The sequence below is a fragment of the Mesorhizobium sp. M7A.F.Ca.US.007.01.2.1 genome, assembly GCF_003998165.1.
GTDB lineage: Bacteria > Pseudomonadota > Alphaproteobacteria > Rhizobiales > Rhizobiaceae > Mesorhizobium > Mesorhizobium ciceri.
Map to the genome: position 1 here is coordinate 1 of NZ_RZQP01000316.1, position 5,855 is coordinate 5,855.

At 59.1% G+C, this 5,855-nt stretch carries 4 protein-coding genes; 2 read left to right on the forward strand and 2 right to left on the reverse strand.

The features are described 5' to 3' along the window. A partial coding sequence (locus EN949_RS32255) for a porin (RefSeq protein WP_164782609.1) occupies positions 1–1,102 on the forward strand: 1,102 nt, incomplete at its 5' end. Between the two features lie 222 nt (positions 1,103–1,324). Here the strand turns inward: EN949_RS32255 and EN949_RS32260 are convergent. Beyond that, positions 1,325–2,992 carry a sulfotransferase gene (locus EN949_RS32260; protein WP_127371900.1) on the reverse strand — a complete coding sequence of 556 codons (1,668 nt, stop codon included), beginning with the start codon at positions 2,990–2,992 and terminating at the stop codon, positions 1,325–1,327. Between the two features lie 255 nt (positions 2,993–3,247). After that, positions 3,248–4,921: a sulfotransferase gene (locus EN949_RS32265; protein WP_127367464.1), complete on the reverse strand. Its 1,674-nt coding sequence runs from the start codon at positions 4,919–4,921 to the stop codon at positions 3,248–3,250. A gap of 116 nt (positions 4,922–5,037) precedes the next feature. On the opposite strand from EN949_RS32265, the gene EN949_RS32270 reads away from it, so the two are divergent. Further along, a partial coding sequence (locus EN949_RS32270) for an aminotransferase class I/II-fold pyridoxal phosphate-dependent enzyme (RefSeq protein WP_127371901.1) occupies positions 5,038–5,855 on the forward strand: 818 nt, incomplete at its 3' end.

The window sequence follows — 5,855 nt, forward strand, 5'->3', positions numbered from 1 at the left end:
GCCGGAACCCGCTGAATACGTCAAGATTTGCGACGTCTACGGCGCTGGCTACTTCTACATCCCCGGCACCGAGACCTGCCTGCGCATCGGCGGCTATGTCCGCTATGATGTCGGCGTGGGTGACGGCGGCTCGTTCGATGGCGTCAACCACGTTACGGATCACCAGCACGGCGACGACAACTCGACCTACTGGAAGAACACCCGCTTCACGCTGAAGACCTGGACCGGCCAGGAAACCGAACTCGGCACGTTGAAGACCTACACCGAATACCGCATCAATTTCGGCAACAACTACGGCGACTTTGGCGATAACTCGGGGCCCGGCGGCACTACGAACCCCAACCGTAATGGCGACGGCTGGCAGGCCCGCAACAAGAGCAGCGCTCTGGAATTCGCCTGGATCCAGCTCGGCGGCCTGCGCGTCGGCGCTGACGAATCGGCCTTTGATACGTTTATCGGCTATGCCGGCAACGTCATCAACGACACGATCGTCCCGTACGGCAATTTCCAGACCAACGTCATTCAGTACTACTTCGATGCCGGCAATGGCCTGTCGGCCGTGGTTTCGCTCGAAGAAGGTTCGGGTGAGGTTGGCACCATCGACAGCTATGTTCCGCATGTCGTCGGCGGTCTGAAGTACACGCAAGGCTGGGGCGCCATCACCGGTGTTGTGTCGTATGACAGCAACTACGAGGAAGTCGCCGGCAAGGTTCGCTTGGACGTGAACGCCACCAACGAACTGTCGCTGTTCTTGATGGCCGGCTACGGCACCGACGATAACCTCAACGACCATACCAACAACATCGACGCGCTCGGCCGCGGCTTTTACAAGCAGTGGGGCGGTAACTGGGCTCTGTGGGGCGGTGGCACCTACAAGTTCAACGAAAAGACCTCGTTCAACCTCCAGGCGTCATATGACGACTGGAAGGATATCGGCGTCGCGGCGAACGTCGCCTACACCGTTGTTCCTGGCCTCACGGTCACGGCCGAAGTCGACTGGCAGCGCGTCGGCCAGGGCGCCATCGACAACGACTCCGTCTGGGTCGCGGCAACCAAGAAGAACAATGTCGGCGGTCTCCTCCGCTTCCAGCGCGATTTCTAATCAATTTCGCCTTCGAAATCGAAACCCGGCGGGCAACCGCCGGGTTTTTTCATGCCGGTTTTTCATTGGCTTGCCAAAGATGCGGCGACGCTGCCCGAGACCGAGCCCCTGCACTTCCTGAAGGTTTGCGAGCGACAAGCCATCCGACGAAGCCGAGCCCTGACAGCTACGGCAATCGGGTCTATTCGCCAGTCCGGCAGCGCCGGAGCTTTCACGGCTGGATCAATTCCCAGCCAAATCGCCCAAGCCATCGATCAGCGGTTGGATTGCGCTGCCATAATTCTTCCAGCGACTGACGGACGAGCTGTAGATCGGTTGTCGAACCTGCCAGCGGCTGAACGTGTTCACCGCGCCGCCCTTGTCAAAGAATCGCAGGCAGGCGTCGTCCCAGGGCAGTCCCAGATGGTCGATCAGGCGGCGCGATTGGCCTTCCTGGTCAGAGACCATGTCCTCATAGCGGTTCTGCAGGATTTGCCCTGGAAACACCTTGTCCCAATGCCGCATAAGCCGGTCGTACTCGCGATAATATAGTCCGAGTGTATGGAGATCGGCGTTGTAGATATTGTCCTCGTTGAAACTCAGGAAATAGCACGAGATGCAATTGTCGATGGCATCGCGACGGCAGTGAATGATTTGTGCCTTGGGGAACAAGATCCTTATAAGGCCGATAAGCTCAAAATTATGCGGCAGCTTGTCCACTATCCGCGGCGCGTCGGGCGATCGTTGCCTGATATGGGTGAGATATTCATCGGCCAGGGACTTCGACTGATCAACTGTCATATCCAGGACGGATTTTCGGAATTCCTCCGGCGAGCGTGTTTTCGGCGCCAGCCTGTTGGTGATGCGCCGAACCTTTGTCAGCTCACCGGCTCCATGGACGTCGGGATGGCTAGCAAGGATCTGCTCGGTCAAAGTGGTGCCGGAACGCGGCATGCCAAGCACGAAAACAGGCACGTCCGATGTGCTTCCATGACCTGCCTTGGCGGCCAGCATCCGGGGATCGAACAGTTCTATCATGAAATCGACGCTGCGCCGATAGGACTCCATACCGAAGCGGCGGGTTGAAAGTTCCTTTGCCTGGCGGAAATGGCCGATCGCGTCGTCGTAGCGCCTGATATCGTTCAGTATCTTCCCGGCCGCATGGTGGAACTGCTGTATGCTTTTCCTGTCGAGTCCCGGATTTTTCAACTCGGTCAGAATGGATTTCAATTCCGCCGGCTCTTCAGAGAATTTTCGGATGCTGGCCAGGCCGTTGTAGGCGGCCGCGATATCCTGACGGTGACTGATCGCCTCCTTCATATATCCCGCCGCCTCGTCCATCCGGCCCAGGCTTACAAGCGCATTGGCCAGTCCCATTCGAATGGCGGAACGGCCGCTGTCGATTTCAAGCGCTTTCTCATAAAGCGGCACCGCAAGATCGGCCTTGCCGAATTCGGTGTAGGCGCGCCCAAGTGCGCAAAGCGCTTCAACCCAGTCGCCTTTCAGCTGGCAGGCAACCTCAAGATGGCGGATCGCATCGGAATGTTCGCCGACCTTCAAATAGGTTTCACCCAGCGTCAGGTGATAGTGCGGATTTTGAGGTGCTTCCCTCACGGCCCTCTCAAAACAGCGAATGGCCATCTCGTCATCCAGATCGAGCGCAAAGGTGCCCAACAAATACAAAGCAAGAGGATGTCGGGGATTGCGCGCCAAAACGCGCTGACATAGCGCCTCTGCCTCCGCCAACCGATCTGCCTGCTGAAGGTTGAAGGCCTGCCTGAGCAGTGCGTCGTCGGCTTGGACGTGCGACAGAGAGGCCGCCCTGGGCTGCACGATTTTCGACTGCGGGATTTGCGGTCCGGACCGAGTTTTCAGGTGTTTGGACCAAGCGGGCGGCAGGCGGCTGTTCATGGTCCCTAGCTACCAAAAAAAACCAGTTGAATCCACCAGATCTGGCCTCATAGGCAGCTTCGGACACTGCGGCCGGCGCGTTGGCGACCAAGCGCTTCGAGGGTCGACCCGTAGAAAATAATCGACCAACCGAGCGACTGCGTTTGGGACCATCGGGGGCGGAATCACGCGCATCCCTGCGCTTCTTCAGCTCAGCAGTGCCAACCAAAATCGAGGAGGCGTGCGCGCATGAGAGGCACGCCAGACTCGTTTGAATTACGCGTCCGCCAAGTCGCCCAAAGCATCGATGAGTGGCTGGATCTCGCCTTCATAATTCTTCCAGCGCTTGACGGACGATTTGTAGATCGGTTGGCGGACCTGCCAGCGGCTGGGCGTGTTGACCGAACCGTCCCTGTCGAAAAAGCGGAGACAGGCATCATCCCAAGGCAGCCCGAGATAATCTATCAGGCGGCGCGACTGCGCTTCCTGATCCTCGACCAGCGTTTCGTAGCGATTTTCGAAGATAAGGCCTGGAAAAACCTCGTTCCAATGGCGCATCAGTCGGTCATACTCGCGATAATACAGGCCCAGTATCCGCAAGTCGGTATTGTAGCTGTGTCCTTTGTTGAAGCTCTGGACAAAGCAAGAGACGCAATTATCGATGGCGTCACGGCGGCAATGAATGATGCGCGCGTTGGGAAAGAGCAGGCCGATGAGGCCGATCATTTCAAAATTGTGCGGCATCTTGTCCACCACGCGAAGCGCGGCAGGCGCCCACTCCCTAAGGTAGGACAGATGCTCTTCCGCCAGTGTTCTGGACAGGTCTTGTGTGATAGACATGACCGGCCGGCTCAAATCTCCGGCCGATGAGGTTTTAAGGCCGATTGCATTGGCGACCCGCCTTAATTTGTTGAGCTCGCCTGCCCCATGAACATCGGGATGGCTGGCGCAGATCTGTTCCGTGAGCGTTGTGCCCGATCGCGGCATGCCAACCACGAACACAGGCATTTCGGAAGGATTTCCATAGCCGGCCCTGGCCGCCAGAAAGTCCGGCGTGAAGGTTTCAATAAGGGAGTCGATCCAGCGGCGATACAGATCGATATCGAAGATGTAGCCGGAGGCCCGTTTCGCCCTGTTGAAATGGTCGAATGCCTCACTGTAGCGCTTGAGATCGTTCAGCACCTTGCCGGCAGCATGATGGAGTCTGTAAGCACCGTCCGGATCAAGTTTGGGATTGCCGAGTTCACGCAGGATGGATTGGAGTTCCTCCGGCTCTTCGGTGAATTTTTTCGTCTGCACAAGGTCGTTGTAGGCAGTCGGCACGTCGATGCGACGTCGGATTGCTTCTTTCAGACAGGCGGCGGCCTCATCCATGCGCCCCAGGCCGCTGAGCGCACTGGCCAGCCCCGCCCGCACTTTGGGATGATCGCGGTTGATCTTGAGCGCCTTCTCGTAGAGCGGCAAAGCCATGCCGGGTTTGTCAAACTTGGTGTAGGCGTGCCCCAGGGCACAAAGCACCTCGATAAGGCCGGGCTGCAGTTCCAAAGCATACAGCATATGCCTGATGGCTGGCGAATATTCGCTGACCTTCGCATAGGCCTCGCCCAGGCTGAGATGGTAGTAGGGGTTTTTAGGTTCCTCGCCGACCGCCCGCGCGAAATATCGCAAGGCCATCTCGTCATCGTAACGCTGGTATAGGGTCCCCAGGATGTACAGAGCGAGCGGATGGTTTGGCGTGCGCGCCAGCACCCGAAGGCACAGGTCCTGAGCCTCGTCGAGCCGCTGGGCCTGCTGAAGGGCATAGGCCTGGTTCAGCAGCGCTTCGTCGGCCTGCGCTCTCAATTGAGCGTTTCCTTGGCTCACTGTCGGCTTAAGTATCGGCCCTTTCGCTTTCGGCGCGGGTCCGGGCTTGATGTGCTTTGACCAAGCAGGCGGGAGACGATTGTTCATGTGTCTCGCTAGCAAAAGCGGCCGAAAGAATCCAGCGTTACGGATCTGCCCAGCGGCAACTTGCACCGACCCATCCGGCGCGCTAGCAAGAAGGCCCTTTCAAGCGAGCTTCCATCATGCATCAGCGCCCTCCCCTCATGCCGCTCATCGCAGCGCTTCCCTCGACGGTGCCGTTTGTCGGCCCCGAAGCGCAGGAGCGCGAGCGTGGCCGCGCTTTTCGCGCCCGCATCGGCGCCAACGAGAGCAGCTTTGGTCCCTCGCCGCGCGTCATCGCCCGCATGGCCGAGATCGCCGGCGACATGTGGATGTATTGCGATCCCGACAATCACGATCTGAAGGTGGCGGCGGCCGCGCATCACGGCGTAAAAGCAGAGAACGTCGTTATCGGCGAAGGCATAGATGGCCTGCTCGCTCTGGTGGCACGCATGTATGTGGCACCCGGCGATGCTGTGGTCACATCGCTCGGCGCTTATCCGACCTTCAACTTCCACATCGCCGGTGTCGGCGGACGACTGGTGACGGTCCCTTACGAGAACGACCGGGAAAGCCTGGATGGCCTGCTGGCGGCGGTGCGCAGGGACAAGGCCCCGCTGGTCTATCTCTCCAACCCCGACAATCCGATGGGCAGTTGGTGGGAGGCGAGCGAGATCATCCGCTTCATCGAGGCGCTGCCGGAAACCACCATGCTGGTGCTCGACGAGGCCTACGGCGAACTCGGGCCGGCCTCGGCGCTGCCGCCGATCGATATCTCCAGGCCAAACGTCATCCGCATGCGAACCTTCTCCAAGGCGTACGGGCTGGCGGGCATACGCTGCGGCTATGCGATCGCCGAGGCCCAGGTGATCCGCGACTTCGAGAAGATCCGCAACCATTACGGCGTCAGCCGCATGGCGCAGATCGCCGGCGTCGAGGCGCTCGCCGATCAGGACTATCT